Source organism: Verrucomicrobiota bacterium (genome assembly GCA_019247695.1).
Lineage (GTDB): Bacteria > Verrucomicrobiota > Verrucomicrobiia > Chthoniobacterales > JAFAMB01 > JAFBAP01.
This window is the reverse complement of record JAFBAP010000002.1, coordinates 13,193-31,174: the sequence shown is the minus strand read 5'-3', so window position 1 is coordinate 31,174 and position 17,982 is coordinate 13,193. Positions and strand designations below refer to the sequence as shown.

The following is a 17,982-nucleotide window of genomic DNA, read 5'->3' as shown; positions in this document are numbered from 1 at the left end:
GGGACAAACCAGGGACAGAAGACGCGGCCATACGCCATTCAGACAGTTATCCCGGTAGAATGCCGGCTCAGGGGGTGCCGTCCTGCGGCGCCGGGTGCAGCTCGGCCTGCCGGACCACGCGCTCGCGGGTGTCTGGAGACACCCGCGAGCGCCATCGAGCGGCAGGTTCATTCGGGCCTGATTGCTGCGCGGTGACCACGCCATCCTCTCCGAAAGCGTCAGCGGGTTTGGAAATGGACGAGTTGGCGGCTGGACAGCTCGACGGTGACAAAGTCGTCCGGGGTCTTGGCCGCCGCGCCGTCCGGAGCGGGGTGATACTCGATACGGAGCTGCTCGGCGTCAGCCAGGACACGCAGGTAGCCGTAGTCCTGGTCGTCGTAGTTTTCGATAACCACCGTGTCCTTCCCATCCGAGAGGGACGGTTGCGGCGCCGGCGCGCGCAGCGCAAGCGTGCCTCGGCGGGTGAGATGCGCGATCGCATGCCCGCCGTTGCCGGCGACGATAAAGGGTGTTTGCCGGCCGTCTTTCGTCCGTGTGAACCGTTGGTAATTGTGCGCGTGCCCTGAGAGTACGGCATGGGGCCAGAAACCGGCATCCGTACACGCTGCATCCAGGTCTTCGAGCATCCGGGGGCTGCCGCCGTGCCGGCCCGCCGTATGGGTTTCGGCCACGTAGGGCGGGTGGTGGACGGCTATGATCACGGCACCCGTAAAGCGGTCCTTCTGAACGCGCCGCAGCGCCGCCTTCAGGAAGTCGAGTTGCACGTCCGTGAGGTACGGGAACGCGTCGCCTTCGGTGGAAATAACCCCCGGATCTTCCAGGCAATTGCTGTAAAGGCCCAGTATCCGCACGAACGGTGCCTCCAGCGTGAAATACACGCCCGGCTGGATTTGCGCGGTGCGGACCAGGCCGCCCGACTCCGGCGTACGATGCGGGGAACGGCCGCCTGCACAGAAATTCTCCAGAAATGCTTGCAGCGTCGGCGTCGAGACGTTGGGGGCAACCATGCCGTCGTGATTGCCGGGGACCGCGAAGATCGGCGCAGGATAATCCCGGAACGGATCATAGAACTGGTCGTAATAGTATTCAGCCTCACCGAAGCTGTAGACCACGTCGCCGAGATGATAAAAGAACGACGGCACATTCCGGGGATCCCTTTCCTCAAAGTCGGCCACCATCTTGTCCGCGACGAGGGCCTCAGAGTGCGGGCCCCTGACGTTGCCGGTGTCACCGACGGCGTGAAAGACGATTTGCCCCGCTTTTTCGATTTCAGCTACCACCGACGGACCCTGTGCCCCGAGCGCTTGCGCCAGGGTGAGCACCGGTTCTGCCGCGCCCTCGATCACGGGGAAGGGGCGCGGTTTCAGCAGGCCCTTCTCGCTGTCGAGGATCTTGTACGCCTGGGTATCCGACCCGTGCCGCACGGTGAAGCGGGTTGGGTCCGGCGTCGCAGTGGGCTCAGCGAATTGCGGGCCGCCGGTAGTGATCGGTTCCGAGTTGCCGGGGTCCGGGGGCGTCGCGTGAGTTGAACGGGAATGTGGTTCGTGTCTTTGGGGCATGGTCGGGGTTGTTGGTGGGTGAACGGTGAGTTGAAAGGTGGGCCGGCCCAAGCCGCTCAACGGCAGCAAAACCCCGAACGGCTCGGGTCGACGCCGTCACCTCAGATAACGGATTTGGCGGGCTCGCAAAAGGGCAAAAATACGGTATGCTGCGGAGGCGTGGACCACCCCCAGACTGATCCACTACGCTCACAATAGTTTTCCGGAGGCCCCCCAAATTGAAAAGACATTCGCTATGGTTACTTCTGATCGCGGCCATTTCTGTTCCGATGGCCTGCCCGGCTGCCAATAACAAAAAGGAGTTGACGTTCGGCTACATCACTCCCGGTCCCGACACCTGGTACAAGAGGGACGTGGACGGATTCACTCTGGCTGCTCAGATGCTGGGCGTCAAAACCGTCGTCCTGAATTCCGATTACGACGTCCAGAAAGAGGTTTCAAACATCGAGTCCCTGGTCACCCAGGGGGTTGACGGGATGGCGGTCTTCTCATTCAACCAGCAGGGTGCGATCGTTGCGGCGAAAAAATGCAAGGACGCCAACATCCCCGTTGTCACCATCGACAATTGCGGGCAGGCGTTAAACTCACCTGCCGGCGGCGACATCGTGGCGGCGGTCGATTTTGACTGGAAAGCGATGGGTAAAACTTACGCCGACTACCTGGCGGAAAAGTATCCCGGCAAGAAGGTCGCGTTGATCACCGGCCTGCTTGAGCACCTGCCGGTACAGTTGATCACCGGGGCGATGAAGGAACGGATGAAAGAGTTAGGAAAAAACGAGATTGTAGCCGTTCGGGACGGCAAATACAACCCGTCGGTGGCCGTCAACCAGGCTCAGGACCTGGTCCAATCCGGTGTGAAATTCGACGTTCTCTGGGTCATGAACGAGGACATGGCGGCTGCCGTCATCCGTTACCTGAAGAGCCAGGGATTGCTGGACCAATACGTGGTCGTGGCTCAGAACGGCTCACCGGTTGGCCTGCCCCTGGTTCAGAGCGGTGAACTGAACTACACCATCAGCAGCTCGCCGGGTTGGGAGGGAATGGTTGCCTGCCTTGCCTTGTACCGGTACGCCTCCGGTGATTCGAAGGACGTTCGTCAACAGGTCATGCTGCCGGTCATCCCGGTTACCAAGGGGACGGTGCTGGACAAGGCGTTGGCCGTTCCGTGGGAGTACGACCCGGTCTGGATCAAACTAACCAAACAGTATTTCCCGGCGTTAGGCGGATATTTACCGGATAAAGCACCCCAGTCTTGATCACCGCCGAGCAGCAATCGCAGCCGGGAGGCACCCTTCGTCCAAGGACGCTCGGGACCTGCGGCAATGCCCCAGAGGCGCCGGGGAATAAAGGGAGGACCGGGCGGTGATGAAGGGGAATGACCGCCGAGACGTTCTTGCCGTCCAGGGCCTGAGGAAAACGTTCGGGGACACCGTCGCTCTCGATCGCGTCACCTTTGACTTGTATGCCGGTGAGGTCCATTGCCTGGTTGGCGAGAACGGCGCCGGCAAATCGACCTTGATCAAGATTCTGTCCGGTGCCGAGCGCCCGGACAAGGGACGAATCATCGTTTTCGGCAAAGAATATGGCCGCCTTACCCCCGGCCAGGCGCTGGACCTGGGAATTGCCACCATCTACCAGGACGTTGAACTCGTCTCCTCGCTCACTGTGGCGGACAACATTTTTCTGGGGCACGAGGTGAGGTCCAGACTCGGGCTGATCGATTACTCGACCCAGAACCGTAAGGCGCGGGAGTTGATGGATTCGCTTAGCATCGGGATCCCGGAAACCGCCTTGGTGGAACATCTCTCCCCGGCGCAGCAGCAGACATTGCAGATCGTAAAGGCCCTTCATATAGAAGCGAAGATCCTGATCATGGACGAACCGACGTCGTCGCTGGGCGTTGAAGAGACGCGAGCCTTGATGGACCTGGTCAGGAAACTCGCCGCCCGTAACATCGGGATCATATACATATCCCACTATTTCGAAGAGGTTTTCGAGGTCGGTGACCGGATCACGGTGCTGAAGGACGGGCAGGTGATAAACACATTCGACGCCCGGAGTACGGACCTCGGTACCATCACCAGGAGCATGATTGGCAGGGAACCTTCCCAGTTCTATGATCGGGCCCAGGTCGAAGCGGGGGAGGTCATTCTGACGGTTCGCGGTCTAAGCCGTCACGGCCTGTTTGAGGACGTGAGCTTTGACCTGCATCGGGGCGAAATCCTTGGGTTTGGCGGGGTGGTCGGGGCGGGTCGCTCTGAGGTGATGAACGTCATCTTCGGTGCGGACCGCAGGACCGCCGGTGAAATTGTCCTGAACGGCGTCGCGATGAATCCCCGTTCACCGCGGCAGGCCATCGGAACGGGACTGGCGATGCTTACGGAGGACAGAAAGGCGCTCGGGCTTTTTGATTTAAGGCCGGTGCTGGAGAATATGGCGATCGTCGCAAATGAAGCTGATGGCTTCGTCTTGAATAGCCGGAAAGAGATTTCCGCGGTGGAAGCGTTGATCAAGCGCCTTCAGATCGTCACGGCGGGCATCCGGCAGCCGATCGGCTTTCTGAGCGGTGGAAATCAGCAGAAGGCGATCCTGGGGAGATGGCTGCTCAGCAACGCCCAGGTGTTGATCTTCGACGAACCTACCAAAGGGGTCGACATCGGCGCGAAGCAGCAGATTTATGAGCTCATGGTCGGGCTCGCAAAAGCGGGGAAGGGGATCTTGATGGTATCTTCCGACATGCCTGAACTTATCTCGGTGAGTGACAGGATCGCGGTTATGAGAGAAGGCAGGCTGGTTGCGACGATCAAATCGAAGGCGGTCACCGAGCACGAGTTGCTGGGTTATTTCCTGGGAACCTGCTGATTATTTGGGGAGTGATAGATGGCGGAGCTTCGCGCGACCCTACAGAGAAGGATGCTGGCCAATCAATGGCCGTTCTTGTTAGTCGTCGTCGTCATCCTGTCGATCATCGCCGGCACGGTCAACGCCCGTTATTTCGCGATCGGCAACGTGAGCAACCTGTTGGGCCAGATCTCAGTTCTCAGCCTGGTAGCCTGCGGCGCGACGATCCTGATCATTTCCGGCAATTTCGATATTTCCGTGGGGGCCAACATCGGCCTGTCATCAGTCGTCATGGCCATGTTGATGCGTAACGGCGTGTTCCCTCCGTTGGCGGCCTTGGCCGGGGTCCTCATTGCAACCATCTGCGGTTCTTTGATCGGGGCGGCCTCGATCCTGTTTCAGGCCCCTTCGTTCATCATTTCGCTGGCCGCGATCGGCGTTTTCCAAGGGATAGCCTTGTTTATCACGCAAGGCACGATCCAGACGATTTACGGGCAGTTCGAAACACTCGGAGAACTGAAGCTGTTCAATTTCCTGCCGTTGCTTTTCCTGATCGCGCTGGCCGGTTACGGAGTGATTCACTTCATTCTCACCCGCACGCAGCTTGGGCGATGCATTTATGCGATCGGCAACAATCAACGCGCCGCCTACCTGGCCGGCATCGACGTGAAGCGGAAAAAGCTGATCTTCTTTGCCCTGAACGGCTTGTTTGTCGGCTGCGCGGCGATGCTGCTGTTGTCGAGAGTGGGGGCCGCCCAGCCCAGCACCGGTACCGGCATGGAACTGCAGGCGATCGGGTCAGTGGTTATCGGCGGCGCTCCGATGTCGGGCGGAAAAGGAAATGTGGTAGGCACGTTTTTCGGTGTCCTGCTCTGGGGTGTAGTCGGCAACGCTTTGAACATGATGCGCGTTAACCCGTACATTCAGGACGTCATCATCGGCCTTCTGATCATTTTTGCAGTCGCGGTGAGTTCTCTGAGGGTACGCGCGGAAAGGGCCATGATGGAATAAAGGCCCGGGGTCCGGTGACGAGTGTCGGGTGTCGGGTCACGGAATTACTCTTCCCGCCGTGTTAGCACAAATGCCGACTCCGTGCTCGTGGCACTTGTCGCAATACTCCCGACCCCCAACACCCGGCACCCGACACCCGACACTCGGCGTCCGCTCTCACTTTTGGCATTCGTATGTCTGCAGATCTCACCAGCGCAGTTCGCCCGGAACCGGATGCATGTTTGCGGCAGCTTGCCGATTACGTCCACAACCCCGAAGCCATCACGAGCGAGGAAGCCTTTGATACCGCCAGGCTTTGCCTGATGGACACGCTCGGCTGCGGCCTGTTGGCGCTCAGCTACCCGGCTTGCACCAAGCTCCTCGGCCCGATCGTTCCCGGCGCCAGCTTGCCCGGCACCGGCGCGCGGGTGCCCGGCACGAGCTACGAACTGGATCCGGTCCAGGCCGCCTTTAATATCGGGACCGCGATCCGCTGGCTGGATTACAACGACACCTGGCTGGCGGCGGAATGGGGACACCCATCCGACAACCTGGGAGGCATTCTCGCCGTGGCCGATTACCTCAGCCGGCGCCGGGTTCGCGAGGGCGAAAAACCGTTGCTGATCCGCGACGTTTTGCTCGCGATGATCCAGGCCCATGAGATCCAGGGGATCCTCGCGCTCGAAAACAGTTTCAACCGGGTCGGTCTCGACCACGTGCTGCTGGTGCGTGTCGCCTCGACGGGTGTCGTTACCCGGTTGCTCGGCGGCTCGCGTGAGGACGTGATTAATGCGCTCTCCAATGCCTTCATCGATGGCGGCGCGCTCAGGACCTACCGGCATGCACCCAACACCGGTTCGCGCAAATCGTGGGCGGCCGGCGACGCAACCAGCCGGGCGGTGCGCCTTGCCTTGCAGGCGCTGCGCGGCGAGATGGGTTACCCCAGTGCGCTGACGGCGAAAACCTGGGGCTTTCAGGACGTGCTCTTCAGCAAAAACCCGCTCCGGGTTCCGTCGCAAGGTTTCGGCTCTTACGTGATGGAGAACGTCCTGTTCAAGATCTCGTTCCCGGCCGAATTCCACGCACAGACCGCCGTTGAGGCCGCACTTGCGCTGCATCCGCAAGTTGCCGGGCGCCTTGACGAGATCGAGCGCGTCGTGATTGAAACTCAGGAGAGCGGCAAGCGCATCATCGACAAGGCCGGCCCGCTCGATAACCCGGCCGACCGTGACCATTGCATCCAGTTCATGGTTGCCGTGACCCTTATTTTCGGCCGCCTGACGGCCGAAGATTACGAAGACAAGCAGGCTCGTGACCCGCGCATCGACGCGCTGCGCAACCGGATGGAGGTTGTGGAAAACCGGCAGTTTACGGCGGATTACCTGGACCCTGCAAAGCGTTCGATCGGCAACGCCGTGCAGGTCTTCTTCAATGGCGGCACAAAAACCGATCGCGTCGCCGTTGAATACCCCGTCGGCCACCGGCGCCGCCGCAGCGAGGGCATCCCCCTGTTACTCGAGAAATTCGAACGCAACCTGCGCGGCAGGATCCCGGCGCGCGATGCCGGCGCCATCCTGGCGCTCTGCGCGGACCCGGCGCGCCTGGCGGCGACACCCGTGAACCGTTTCATGGATCTGTTTGTCGTTTGAGCGAGCGAAGGGCTGGGATTCTCCCCGCCGGGTGCGGGTATCATAGCGCCTTGCGACTTCCGGTGACACCTTCTTCGCAATTACCCGCCGGCTGGATTTTTCTCGTAAACCGCCTATCATCTCTGCTGCAAAAGTTGCCGTTGCGCGATACGTTACCCTCGCGAGACTTTTACACCTTTATCATACTTGTATCGAATTCCGGCGTGACCCCGACGGCAGCCTATGAAGCAGAGCAACAGCCCCGCCCCGATCAAGCGCGCCAGACGGGGCCGTAGAAAAGTTACCCCGACGCTACTTCTCGGGCAGAAAGATACCCTTGCCAAGGCCACCTGGCTTTATCATCACCAAAAACTGACGCAGCAACAAGTCGCTGACGAGCTCGGCTTGTCCCGTCCAACGGTAGTTCGCTTGTTACGGCAGGCGCTCGAAGAAGGCATCGTCACGGTTTCGCTGCGTGTGGACGTCTTGAGGCAGATGGAGCTTGCCACGCGGCTCGCAAAGCGATTCGGGCTGCAGGAGGTTTTCATCGTGCCGACCTCGGTCGGACACACCGAGGCCGACGTCCTGCGCGCGGTTGGCGAAATGGGTGCACTTTATTTGGAAAACAATCTCCAACCGAATCAGGTCATCACCCTCAGCTGGGGAAAAACTCTTTTGGAGGTTGCACGCGCCCTGAACGAAAATCCTGTAAAGGGCTTGGTAATCGCTCAAACGTTAGGCGGACTAAACAGCGGGCACACTTTCAATCCTTACCGGGTGGCGTCATTGTTCGGCGAAAAGCTTCACGCGCCCGTTTATCATTTATACGTCCCGGTAATAGTCGCCTCAAAAGAGGTACGGGACCTTTTCATGTCCGATCCCGGAGTACAGGCAACCCTTGCCGTCGCACGACTTGCCGCTCAGTGCATGGTGAGCGTGGGCAAGGTCGATCACAGCGCCACCGTAGTGCAGACCGGTTTTTTAAATACTTCCACCATCGACCAGTTAAGGGCTCGAGGGGCGGTGGGAGACATCTCCGGACGTTACTTTGACATCGATGGTAAAAGGATTCTGGGGGACGTGGACGATCGGATCCTGGCTTTGCCGTGGGAGGATTTTCAGCGTCTCAAAAACGTCGTGGCGGTTGCCTGCGGTCTCGACAAGAAACACGCCATTCTTGGCGCTTTACGCACCGGGGTGCTCAGCCGCCTGATCATTGATGATCAGACGGCGCTTGCGCTCCTGGAAGAGGGTGGTGGCGACTTTGCGCCTGAGCCGGCGGGCTCCCGGGAAGGGCCCGCCTAACCGGGCTGCGGCCTTCCGTAATCGTCAGTTAGAGGGCGCACCGGTGTTCTTCGGGCAAAGCTGACCGTGCTTTCGAAGCCTTCAATGCCGGCGTCAGAGCCCACTGAGCTTTACCCGCGTTGTTTGAGGGCAGCGCGGGGACAGCCGTGACCGTCTTACGGCCCGAAGGGCCAAGAGAACTCAGCCCAGGGCTTTACCCCCTGGGTGACCGTAAAATGATGTGAGCCCTCCTAAGGCGTCACGTCGGTACGCCCTCCCTAACAAACGCCCGCCCCGCCGGGTGGATTTGCTGAAGGGGCGGCAGCACCCGCGAGCGACACCCTCTCCCGGCCATTCAGACCTCCGACGAGGAAGCGGGCCGTTTCCCAGGGTAAACCCCACGGCCATTTATTGTTCTTCAGTTAAGTAATGTCCGTATTTGGAAAGGGTAGCTCTGAGTCTAACGCACCTTCTCGAGACTTTACTTTCCTGAAGGTCAATAGTTAAGGGCGTGGTCTTCGTCCCGGAGGGACGCCTGAGGTTAGGCAGGGACTTCAGTCCCTGTGAAGGCGTCCCCCAGGGGTCGCGTCCCGTCGGGACGCCCGAAAACGTGCGCCAAGCCAAGCGGGCGTCAAAGGTCTGGGGACGTTCGGGTTTTTGGCGCCGAGGGTCGCGCCGGGTTTGGCCGGCCCCTTGGGAGTCGGCACCCTCCGGGGCGGCGCTTCAGGCGTCCCGACGGGACGCGATCCCTCTTAAATGCGCCTCACAGGGACTGAAGTCCCTGCCTAACCTCAGCCGTCCCTGCGGGACCAAAGCAATACCCGGCCTTGTATCCTTAACTAAATGGCCGTGGGGTTTACCCTGGGCTATGTTCTCCCGGCCCGCTTGGCCTAAGGCCGTTTATACGGTCTAATAGGTTTAACACCGGCAGAGCGCCTGAAGGAAGACAAGATTTTACCTCCGTGACCGTCTAAACGGTATAAGACCCTATGCCGGTACAACCTTGGCTGAGCAAGGGGGTCGGCTCGCCCGGATCGTACCTCGATGATTATCGAAGACGATCGGGGCGAAAATGGTAAACAAACGCTTCCAGAGTGCGGCGATGCCGAATCTAACCAAATACCCCTCCTGCGGTCGAAGGTCGCCCTTACTTTATGTTGTAGATTCTTCTTGCGTCCTCATGAGTCGCCAGGGGCCGGCCGACTTCCTTGGCAATTTCCTGGACCTCCTGAAGTAGATCGAGGTTAGTCGGATTCCGGTCCGGATCGAAGAACAATTCGAGACCCGTCTTGATGTGTCCGCCGAGTTCTATAGCCCGCTTGATGATCGGGCGCGTATCGAGACTGCCTTCGCCCCAGATCGATATGCACCACGGCAGCTTATGTTTGGCCTGCGCGATCATGTCCAGGTAATAGTACAGGCTCTCAAGAGTCGGCTCCATTCCGCAAGTGCCGATGGGCTTCGATGAGGTGAGTCCATACTTGCCCACCAGATAGAAATCCCACATCGAGCCGTTCGTATACATACCGCGATCGACATAATGACGGCCAAGGCGAAGGTGGCCGGGCTCGTAGACTCCCCAGATCATCGCGATGTCGTTCTTCCGGCAGAAGTCGACCTGCCCGGCGACCTGTTGGTAGTTCCAACCATACGGGCGGCCGAGGATGTGGCCCTTCTCGTCAAGATCGACGGCGAAGAGGTCGATGCCGGTATCCACGACTGCGACCTGCACGTTGGCGTCCTTATTCAAGTATGCCACGTGTTCGAGCCCGGTCTGACCCTCGGTGCAAAGCAGATTATTACACGTTGTCGGATACCAGATCATGTCAGGCCGCGCCTTCAAGATCTTGCTCCAGGCCGGCATGTAATCGTCGGCGGCTTCCTTTCCGCGGAGGTCGAAATTCGTGTTGTGGACGTGAATTGCGCTCGCGCCCGCGTCCCAGCAGCGGATCGCGTCCTCGACGACCTCTTCGTAGGTGACCGGCGTATTAGGGTTCATCGCCTTCGTGCGCACGCCGTTCTGATGCGATTCGATCATTACCGGCGTCTCCCAACCGGGCGCCCGGTCAGCGAATCGATCCAATGTCGTAGCCATGTCTGTGCTTCCTTGTAACTATTTGATGATGCCAGTGCGAGAGCGGCTTGCCGTCGCAGCGACAGCGACGATCAGAACCGCGCCATAGACGATGCTTTGCGCCTGCGTGCTTACCCCGATCGCGGCACTGCCGACCGGGATGAGCGCGACAAACAGGGCGCCGAACACGACGTTGATCGGGTTGCATACGCCGCCGGTGATGGCCGTCCCTCCTGCGAGCGCCGCTGCAATACCCGGCACGAGCAGATCGCTGCCCAGGCCGTACGATGAAGCCGCCCCGCTGATGGCGATGACCGACAGACCCGCGAGCCCGGCCAGAAAACCCGACAAGCCGAAAGCGGTTATCTTGAGCCGCCTCACCGGCAGGCCGGATAGGATCGACGCGCGCTCATTGAAGCCGATCGCCATGAGCCCCTGCCCGGTCGCGGTGAAGCGTATGAAAGCCCAAAGGAGGACGGCGCACAGAACGCTCAGCCAAAACGCGATCGGCAACGTAAGGATTTGAACGTGGAAGAGCCAGGACACGAGTTCGAGATGCGACGTAACGTAGACGACATTCGCTCCGGTGATCACCAGGCAGGCCGCCTGGAGAATGCCGAGCGTACCGAGGGTCAACGCAAAAGACGGAATCTGCGTGAACGTCAGCACGGCGCCGTTGAGCATGCCGATGAGCGTGACGACCCCGACGCAAAGGCAGGGCGAGGCGATCCCGAGCGGCCCGAGCGTTTCGGCGCTCAGAATAGCGCAGAGCAGGGCCATCGAAGCGTTTGATAGGTCGATCGAACTGACCTGGAGAACGACGCACTGGGCGAGCGCGATGAGCAGGATCGGCGTCGCCTGTTGCGCGATGATCGAAGGGCCGCCACCGTGGAGGAACTGCGGGACGGCGACCGAGACGACCACCAGCAGGCAGAGAAAGATCGCAAGCGGCGCGAGCAGGATTCGCAGTTTCTCCGGTCGAATGGACCGGATGCCGCCGAATTTCAAAGCCGGGGAGGAAGTGGAAGAGCTCAAACCATTTTCTCCAGGAGATCGAGTGAAGTCGGGTGTTCTCGCGCCATGTCGAAACGGGCCGTCACGCAGCCGTCGCGCATCACCAGGATCTCGTCGCCGAGGTCGAGCGCCTCCTCCAGGGTGTCGGCGAGGAGGATGAAAGCCGCGCCGCCGCGGCACGCTTCGCGGATCAACTCGTTCACGGCTGCGCTTGCTCCCGGATCCAGCCCGCGCAGCGGATGATCGAGGATCAACACCTTCAGGTCGCCCGCGATCAGCCACTTGGCGAGCGCCACCTTCTGCTGATTTCCACCCGAGAAACGCTCGAGTTCGAGCCCGATGTCGCGCGGACGCACGTCGAGGCGTTCGAACCAGAGGTTGGCCAGGCGGTTTCGGAGGGCAGGGCTGAGCAAGGCGCCGGCGCGGGCCTTGTCCGGGTAGGTGAGCGTAAGGTTGCGGGCTGCGGACAGGCCGCCGACGACGCTCTCCACTCCGCGTTCAGAGGGTAGATAGCCGATGCCGGCGGCGATGGCTTTGCGCACCGACCAGCCGCGTACGGGAGCGCCATCGACCGTGATCGTGCCGCCGTCAAAGGCTTCGGCCCCGAAAATCGCCCGGCACACGTCTTCGCGCCCGGACCCGACGGTCCCGACGATCGCCGTCACGCGGCCTTGAAAGACCGTGAAGCTGACGTCGTGAAAGGTATGGCGGCGCGACAGGCTGTCGACCGTCAGGACGGCCTTCGCCGGCGCGTCAGCTTTTGCGCTCGCGGGTGCCTGCGACCGCGCACCCTGGCCGATCATGAGCTCGAAGAGTTCGTCTTCGGTTATGTTGCCGACCGGCCGGTCGGCCACGAGCCGGCCGTGGCGCATCACCACGAGCCGGTCGCAAATGCGCAGGACCTCCTCGAGGCGGTGCGATACGAAAATCACCGAGCCGACGTCCTTGAGCTTTCTGATTTCGCGCTCAAGGATTTCGGTCTCATTACGTTCGAGCACCGAGGTCGGCTCATCCAGGATCACGAGCGGCGTGCCGTGGTCGGCGTCGCTCGCGTCCAGCGCGCGCGTCGTTTCGCGTGCGATCTCGATGGTGCGGCCGATCTCGACCATCTGCCGATGAGCAAACGAAAGGTCGCTCATCTTTGTTCGCGGGTCGATCCGGGAGCCGATTCGCGCGAGGATCGCCGCTGCGTCTCGGTTGACCTGTCCCCAGCGATAGAGGCCGAATCGCGTCGACCGCGCCCCCTGCTTCGACAAGCCCATCACAATGTTCTCGGCCACCGAGAGGTTTGTGAACAGGGACTGCTCCTGGTGAACGATGCCGATCCCGGCGGCATTGGCCTCCTGCGGATTGCGCAGCGTGACCTTCTTTCCGTTCACGGTGATCGAGCCCTTGTCCGGCTGGTGAACACCCGTGAGGATCTTGAGCAGGGTGGACTTCCCGGCGCCGTTTTCACCAAGCAGTCCGACTACCTCATTGGGGCCGATGACGAGGGAGAGATTGTCGACCGCGACGAGCGGTCCGAAACTCTTGGTGATGCCGTTCAGTTCGAGTACCGGCGGCCGATTGGCCCCGGGCTCCCGACCGGACGCGGTTTGGCCGGCGGCGGTGGTCATTTCACGATCCTCAAACGGTCCCGCTGCGACCAACCGGCGGCGATCGCTGCGGTGACGAGAACGAGCCCTGAGACGCCGGATTGCAGACTCGGCGCAACGCCGGACAGGATCAGCCCATTATAAAGCGTGGACAATACGAGCACGCCGACCAGGGTGCGCAGGACGCCGCCTTTGCCGCCGCTGAGCGGCGTGCCGCCGATCACGACGGCTGCAAGCGTAAAGAACACCATGCCGACCCCCACGTTTGCGGCCCCTGCGCCAAGGGACATGCTGGCGATCACGCCCGCCAGTGCACTGCATGCGCCGGCAATGGCGAAGGCGTAGATGCAGTAGCGGGCAACCGGGATGCCCGTGAGCAGGGCCACCGCCTCGTTGTTGCCGATCGCGTAGGGCACGCGGCCGAGGCGGGTGAAACGCTCAACCAGGAACCCGAGGGCCGCAACACCGAGCGCAACGAGGTAACTGTTGGAAATGCCAAGCGGGGCCGATGTGGGCCACACGCTCGTATCGGTATCGGAGAGAAACGGCTGCATTTCCTGGCCGAACAGGACCGCGGCGATGCCAAGACCGACATACCACATGCCGAGCGAAACGATGAAGGAAGGGACCTTCAAACGCGTGTGCAGCAGAGCCGTCGCCACCCCGAGCCCCGCGCCGAGCGCAATGGCGACGACGATCGCGCCGAACCCCCAGTTCGCGCTCGTCCTGCTGTTCGGAGAGAGAAGGACATAGGCGAGACCTGCGGCGCCCATGATCCCTTCCACCGAAAGGTCGATTCGGCCCATCAGCACGACAAACGTGGCGCCCACGCCGATGATCGTCGGGACGGCGGCGGTGTTCAGAATCGTGTTGAGATTGGCGACGGTCGGAAACTTGGCCGGGTTTAGAATCGAAAACACCACGATGAGAAGGACGAGGATCCCGATTTCGCCAAAGCCGGCGAACGTTCTGCGGATGCCGCCGTTTCCTATCTCCTCCGTCGCCTTTTCGTTCATCGGACGATAAAATCCCGTCGCCAGCCTTTCGATGCCGAGACTTGATCCCCAGGGATCTCGACCTCAGGGCGCCGCCGTGCGGAGGACGGGGCCGCCGACAAGATCCTTGAAGGGATTTTTGATCAGCTCATCAAGCCAGCCCTGCGGGATGCCGCCGTTTGCCTGAAATTGCGCGGCGTTCTCCGGCGTGACGCAGCCGATGGCATACTGGCCGTGCCGTTGCTCCGGGGTAAGCTTCGACACGTCAATCTCACCAACCGCTGCCTTGTAAGCGATGAGGAGGCCGGTTGCTGCAGCCATATAGCCGCGATGGAAAGCGGAAGCGACCACCGCGTTGTTGCCTGCCTTCTTGACCATGAGGTCAATGACCGGCGGGTAGGCGCCTTCCCCGGAGAACTTGACCTTCTCGAGTCTGCCGGCCTGTTTGAACGCCTGATATGCTCCGAGCATCATCGCGTCGTCGGCCGTCCACACACCGTCGAGCTTGTCCCCGTACTTGGCGATAAGCTGTTGGGTGGTGCGAAGCGCGATCGCCTGATCCCAGTTGGCGGGCTGCGTGTCGAGCAGTTTCACGTCCGGGTTCTTCTTGAGGGTATCGAGCAGGCCCTGGTAACGCTCCTGGCTCACCGTGCTGTCAAGCACCCCCGGCAAAGCGATGATGTTTCCCTTGCCGTGAAGCGCCTCCACGAGGTGCTCCGCGCCACACTCGCCGGCAGTGATGCCGTTATAGGTGCCGAAAGCGACGAAATGGTCGCCGGATGTCTTCGGCTCGGTGCCCGGCGGCATGTTCCACCAGACCACCATATAACCGCCGTTGGCATTGATCGTCTGAACCACCGCCGGCACGTTTGAGGCCGCCACCGGATTCATCACGAGCACGATCTTCTTGCCCTTCGCAGCCTGCGCCTGGATGCCGGCCAGTTCCGTCTGAGAACTCCCGTTTGACTGGACGACCTCGATGGGAACGCCGAGCTTGGCCGCAAGATCCTTCGACCCCTGTATCCAGGAAGCCATGTAGGGATTGGTGGCGTTGATCACCGTGGTGACAAGAAGCAGATTGGACTTCGGGTAGGTGGGTTGGCTCACCTCGGCGTGAGCGGCTGACGCCCACGCCAAGGCCCCGAACGAAGCTGCCGCTAGAAACTTACGCGTCAGGAAACACCTGACTTTAACTGTGCTGGCTGCTGATGACACGAGCTTCCTCCAAATGGTTAGGTTCCGAACTGAACACTTTCCGGTAGAACCGTTCGACGTCGTCCGAATCAGCCGGGATTTCGCGATCTGGGGAGTGTGTCCAGCAGGACCTGTGTACCACTCCATAGAAGGCGTGTCAAACGTTTGTCTGCGTGAAGTCATAGTTCAATGAACGAAGATTTTGTCTGCGATGCCGGAGGTCTATAAACTACCGCACCGGCTTCCTGCCGAAAGCCACGGCCACGATAATGATGGCGCCCGCGATTATATTTTGTTCACTAACATCAAGACCCATAATGATGAGCCCATTGTTGATTGTGCCGATCAGCAAGGCGCCCACGAAGGTTCCTATAATCGTCCCTTTACCCCCGAATAGACTCGTTCCGCCCAGGATGGTCGCGGCAATCACCGCCAGTTCGGCTCCCGTTCCAAAGGAATACCGTGCCGTCTGCATCATGCCGGAATAAAGCATTCCGGCCAATCCAGCCGCCGCGCCGCTGATCAGAAAGCAATAGAGCTTTATCCGCTTCGTGTTTACTCCGGAGTATTCCGCAGCCCTTCGGTTCCCGCCCGTGGCCAGCACCTCACGCCCGAAAGCGGTGTAACGAAGAACCAGATGCCCGATAACGGCTACGAGCACTGACCAGATGAAAAGCGAAGGTAGAGGTCCGACGCTTCCGGATCCAAAGACGTTATTGAAAAAGTCGTTCGTGATCAGGATCGGCTTGGTATAAGTAACTCGCATATCAAGCCCGCGAACCAACTGCATCATGCCAAGGGTTACGAGAAAGGAAGGAATGTTAACGACCGTCACGAAAAGCCCGTTGACAAGGCCGACCGCCAACCCGCAAAGGATGGCAGCCACGATGCCGGCAACCGTGCCATAGGCCTGGAGGAAAAAGCCGGCGGCTAGAGCAGCCAATCCCGCCGTAGATCCCACCGACAGGTCGAGTTCTCCGCAGCAAATTACGAAGGTCATCGCCACGGCCATCACAACGATCATTGATGTCGAGCGGGTGATATTGAAAAGGTTTTCGACCGAAAGAAACCCTTTGCCTCCAAGGGTAACGGCAAAGAAAACAAGGACAAGCCCGAAAAACAGGTAGACCACGTAATCCTGCCATTGGAAATTTACAATGCTTCCGCGCGACGGGAGCAATACCTGTGCTGTGTCAGTCTTGGATTGCATGATGCAACATCTCCTCGGAAGGGATATCCTTGCGGTTTAGATCGTGGACCAGCTTGCCGTTGTGGATGACAAGGACCCGGTCGCTCATCGCTAAAAGCTCCTCTAATTCCGACGAGATAACCAGAACGGCCGCGCCGCCGTTGGCGATATCACGGACGATCTGCAGGATGTCCGACTTCGCCCCGATGTCGACGCCCATCGTCGGTTCGTCGAGCATCAGAAGGCGGGGTTTGCGCTCCAACCACTTCGCCAGAACGATCTTCTGCTGGTTGCCGCCGGACAAAAGGCGGACCGGCGCATCGGGGGCACGGACCTTGATTCGCAGCTTCTGGATGAAATCTTTGGCGGCCCTGGCCCCTGCGCCGTCACGCACGAAGGTGCCCCGCGTGAAGGATGCCAGGTTGGGCAGAATAAAATTGGCCAGAAGCGAATGATCCAGAACGAGGCCCTGCGTACGCCGGTCTTCGGGAACCAGTCCGACCCCTGCATCGATCGCCTCGCGGGTGGCATGAATCGTCCTGCCGTTTACCGACACCGTTCCGCTATGCGCCCGGCGCATGCCGAAGATCGTTTCCGCGATCTCCGTCCGACCGGATCCGAGCAGTCCGGCGAGGCCGACAATTTCACCGGGATAGATCGAGAACGAAACGGGACCCTGTCCCTTTTCCACGGCGAGGTCATTAACCTCAAGCACGGGCCGTTCGGAACGTTGATTATGACGTTCCTGCCACTGGAAGGCCACACTTCTCCCCGTCCCTAACATTGATTCGATCAGGCCCTCCATCGTGACGTTCCGGCAGTCGTCAGTTTTGACGCAAGCACCGTCCCTCATCACCGTGACGCGATCGCATACGGTAAAGATCTCCGACATCCGATGTGATATGTAGATGATCGAGATCCCGCTGCGCTTCAGGCGGTTGATCAATTGGAAGAGAATCTCCGTCTCCGAATCCGTCAGGGAGGATGTCGGTTCATCCATGATCAGGATCCGAGCCTTCTTCGCCAGTGCCTTGGCGACTTCGACCATTTGACACATGCCGACGCTCAGTTGCTCGATGGGCGTGCGCGGGTCTACCGGGTGGCCAAGTTCCTGCATGAGTTGTTTGGCGCGACGCCCGGACTCGGCATCATTTAGGAAGACGTTTCCGACGGCTCGCGCCTCATGCTTCAAAAAGATGTTCTGCGCCACCGTGAGCGTCGGCACAAGGCTAAGCTCCTGGTAGATCATGGCGATGCCGTGACGCTCGGCCTGGCGCGCGGTCGCCAGTTCAACAGGTTGGCCGTCAAGAACGATCGTGCCGGAGTCCTTGCGGTAGACTCCGGTCAGAATCTTCATGAGCGTGGATTTGCCTGCACCGTTACCACCCATGAGGGCGTGCACTTCCCCTTTTCGCAGCGCGAAGGTTGCCTTCTTCAGCACCGGAACGCCGTTGAACGACTTTTCTATGTCGTTCATTTCCAGTATATCAATCGCCTCCATGACAAATCCTTTGCGGTTATTGGAAACGGGTTCCGGGTGTGAGCGAAGGGTGACAGGTGGGATCGATTAGACCAGGACCGGTATCGGTTCGGTCCGGACCGATGCGCGCACGATCGTC

At 60.2% G+C, this 17,982-nt stretch carries 13 protein-coding genes; 5 read left to right on the top strand and 8 right to left on the bottom strand.

All coding sequences use genetic code 11. The annotated features are described in order from the left end of the window. Positions 1-218 precede the first annotated feature (218 nt). Entirely contained in the window at positions 219-1,559 is a 1,341-nt protein-coding gene (locus tag JO015_00260) for a metallophosphoesterase (protein MBV9997523.1), read from the bottom strand. 269 nt (positions 1,560-1,828) lie between these two features. On the opposite strand from JO015_00260, the gene JO015_00255 reads away from it, so the two are divergent. From JO015_00255 to JO015_00235, 5 genes are all read left to right on the top strand, one after another. Beyond that, a complete protein-coding gene (locus tag JO015_00255) occupies positions 1,829-2,815 on the top strand; it encodes a sugar ABC transporter substrate-binding protein (protein MBV9997522.1) in 987 nt (328 codons plus the stop codon). Positions 2,816-2,924: 109 nt separating this feature from the next. After that, positions 2,925-4,421: a sugar ABC transporter ATP-binding protein gene (locus tag JO015_00250; GenBank protein MBV9997521.1), complete on the top strand. Its 1,497-nt coding sequence runs from the start codon at positions 2,925-2,927 to the stop codon at positions 4,419-4,421. A gap of 18 nt (positions 4,422-4,439) precedes the next feature. After that, on the top strand, positions 4,440-5,411 hold the full coding sequence (locus JO015_00245; protein ID MBV9997520.1) for an ABC transporter permease: 972 nt from the start codon (positions 4,440-4,442) through the stop codon (positions 5,409-5,411). A gap of 173 nt (positions 5,412-5,584) precedes the next feature. Then, positions 5,585-7,039 carry a bifunctional 2-methylcitrate dehydratase/aconitate hydratase gene (locus tag JO015_00240; protein MBV9997519.1) on the top strand — a complete coding sequence of 485 codons (1,455 nt, stop codon included), beginning with the start codon at positions 5,585-5,587 and terminating at the stop codon, positions 7,037-7,039. 222 nt (positions 7,040-7,261) lie between these two features. Next, positions 7,262-8,323 (top strand): sugar-binding transcriptional regulator, encoded by a 1,062-nt coding sequence (locus JO015_00235; protein MBV9997518.1) that lies wholly within the window; start codon positions 7,262-7,264, stop codon positions 8,321-8,323. A 1,126-nt stretch (positions 8,324-9,449) separates the two neighbouring features. Here JO015_00235 and JO015_00230 read toward each other — a convergent pair. The 7 genes from JO015_00230 to JO015_00200 all read right to left on the bottom strand — a co-directional run bounded on the left by JO015_00230 (position 9,450) and on the right by JO015_00200 (position 17,864). After that, positions 9,450-10,397: a 3-keto-5-aminohexanoate cleavage protein gene (locus JO015_00230; GenBank protein ID MBV9997517.1), complete on the bottom strand. Its 948-nt coding sequence runs from the start codon at positions 10,395-10,397 to the stop codon at positions 9,450-9,452. Positions 10,398-10,415: 18 nt separating this feature from the next. Next, complete coding sequence (locus JO015_00225) at positions 10,416-11,411, bottom strand: ABC transporter permease (protein ID MBV9997516.1); 996 nt, start codon at positions 11,409-11,411, stop codon at positions 10,416-10,418. Beyond that, complete coding sequence (locus JO015_00220; protein MBV9997515.1) at positions 11,408-13,006, bottom strand: sugar ABC transporter ATP-binding protein; 1,599 nt, start codon at positions 13,004-13,006, stop codon at positions 11,408-11,410. The genes JO015_00225 and JO015_00220 overlap by 4 nt, the downstream gene beginning before the upstream one ends. Further along, positions 13,003-14,001, bottom strand: coding sequence for an ABC transporter permease (locus JO015_00215; protein ID MBV9997514.1), 999 nt, complete (start codon positions 13,999-14,001; stop codon positions 13,003-13,005). Before JO015_00215 ends, JO015_00220 begins: the two co-directional genes overlap by 4 nt. A gap of 63 nt (positions 14,002-14,064) precedes the next feature. Further along, positions 14,065-15,195: a sugar ABC transporter substrate-binding protein gene (locus tag JO015_00210; protein ID MBV9997513.1), complete on the bottom strand. Its 1,131-nt coding sequence runs from the start codon at positions 15,193-15,195 to the stop codon at positions 14,065-14,067. Positions 15,196-15,403: 208 nt separating this feature from the next. Continuing rightward, the gene (locus JO015_00205) at positions 15,404-16,384 is read right to left on the bottom strand and encodes an ABC transporter permease (protein MBV9997512.1); all 981 of its coding nucleotides are present in this window, start codon (positions 16,382-16,384) and stop codon (positions 15,404-15,406) included. Beyond that, positions 16,368-17,864 carry a sugar ABC transporter ATP-binding protein gene (locus tag JO015_00200; protein MBV9997511.1) on the bottom strand — a complete coding sequence of 499 codons (1,497 nt, stop codon included), beginning with the start codon at positions 17,862-17,864 and terminating at the stop codon, positions 16,368-16,370. Before JO015_00200 ends, JO015_00205 begins: the two co-directional genes overlap by 17 nt. Positions 17,865-17,982 lie beyond the last annotated feature (118 nt).